2 protein-coding genes are annotated in these 1,548 nt (G+C 30.4%); both read right to left on the reverse strand.

Annotation, left to right across the window (positions count from 1 at the left end; translation table 11 throughout):
* Positions 1 to 14 precede the first annotated feature (14 nt).
* Positions 15 to 1,091 (reverse strand): hypothetical protein, encoded by a 1,077-nt coding sequence (locus tag FNW52_RS20575; protein WP_143379338.1) that lies wholly within the window; start codon positions 1,089 to 1,091, stop codon positions 15 to 17.
* Between the two features lie 173 nt (positions 1,092 to 1,264).
* On the reverse strand, positions 1,265 to 1,468 hold the full coding sequence (locus FNW52_RS20580) for a hypothetical protein (protein WP_143379339.1): 204 nt from the start codon (positions 1,466 to 1,468) through the stop codon (positions 1,265 to 1,267).
* Positions 1,469 to 1,548: the final 80 nt, after the last annotated feature.

Here is a 1,548-nt window from a genome sequence, read left to right on the forward strand (position 1 = left end):
AGGTGGGGTGTCAATTATGCGGCTTTTTTAATATTTTTTTTCACCCTTATTTCTTTATAAAGAGCTGCTCTTTTTTTGAACAAACTCTCTCCTATATTTTCATCGCTCCATTTTTTGACATCTTTGGTTTTTGTGTTTTCCAAAGCTTTTTTTAATTCTTTAATCTCCCCATTATTGGTCAAACAAGATATAGATAAGCAAATATCCGACACGCCAATTGTTTTGTTTAATTTGACAACTTCTTTGTATTTCCCAAAACAGGACTCAATGACATCTGAACTACAAACCACTTGCCGATTAGCATCGAATTTTGCCATTGTGTTTTCAAAATAGCTTCTCATTTTTTCTGCTATCATCAGCCCTTTTTGACTCTTTAATTTTTCTAATTCTAAAAGACATTCACGTATTTGAACTTGGTTAAAATGATTTATTTTCAACTTTTTTTGTGTCAAATTTAATGTGTTCAAAACCAACAATGTATCCGTTACAAACTCTTTGTAATTTAATAAAAAAGCAACTTTTTCAAGCTCTTGATTATCTAATTTTTTATTTTCTATCAGTCTTAAAGTCTTTTCTCCCCAAACAAACAATGGTGTCAAATTCATGAATCTACTTACAATTCTTTGATTTGGAGGTATCAAATGAGCAACTTTACTTAAAGATAATTTCCCTCTCAATCCTGATAAATGCTTGGTATAGCTTTCAAAAACAGGGTCATTTTCATAAACGTTTTTTATAAATCCAGAAATCTTATGATTGACATCCTCTACATGTATTAAGTCTAAAATATTGCATGTTGATTTTAAATTATTTCCATTATCACACACCACATATTCAACATCTTTTACATCAATAGAATTAATTATCTCTTGTTTAATCTGTTCTGCTTTCCAACTTGTTGAAGATTTTAAAACCAAGGGAATCAAGTCCAAATAAGTCAGCGCCTTCTCCCTTACAGAACTTGACAAAACCGCCATAACTGCTATCAATTTTTTATTGCCAAATTGAATACTCTCATCAATAATCAAGAACCATTTGTTGTCTTCGAAAAAGGATTTTTCTTTAAAATTTGCGACCCCTTGTTTTTTCATCCAAAGCAACACCGTTGAGTGTGTAGGCTCTTTTAAACCCAAATTCAGGCTTTGATTCAATGCATTAAACACCTTGGGTATTGATCTATAGCTTATGTTTGCTTTACTTACTAAAGTCAAAGCTAACTGAATCACTACCAATGAATAAGTATAGCCATAAGCCTTTTCACAATTCAAATGTCTTGAGAAACAATCTTCTCGATTAAATTTTTCGTTTTTTTTAGACTGTTTTCCAAAGCAATGCAACGAGATTTATTCATAATCGATTTCTCTTTCCATGAATCCCTACTTAATTTTAATTCAATTATTCGCTTTTTAAGTTCCTTGTTTTCTTTTGTTCTTTCAATCGATTTTGCTTTCCAAATATTGTCTTCCATAATAAAACATTTTAGTCGATAAAGTTAAAAAAAAAGACCGAACTTATTTTATATATTTTGCCTATATTTTACACCCCACC

The sequence above is a fragment of the Flavobacterium sp. ZT3R18 genome (assembly GCF_007097385.1).
In the GTDB taxonomy this organism is placed as follows: Bacteria; Bacteroidota; Bacteroidia; order Flavobacteriales; family Flavobacteriaceae; genus Flavobacterium.

Bases quoted from the DNA above. Each gene is read 5' to 3' on its own strand.
- FNW52_RS20575 (WP_143379338.1), bottom strand. From the start codon at position 1,091: ATGAAAAAACAAGGGGTCGCAAATTTTAAAGAAAAATCCTTTTTCGAA.
- FNW52_RS20580 (WP_143379339.1), bottom strand. From the start codon at position 1,468: ATGGAAGACAATATTTGGAAAGCAAAATCGATTGAAAGAACAAAAGAA.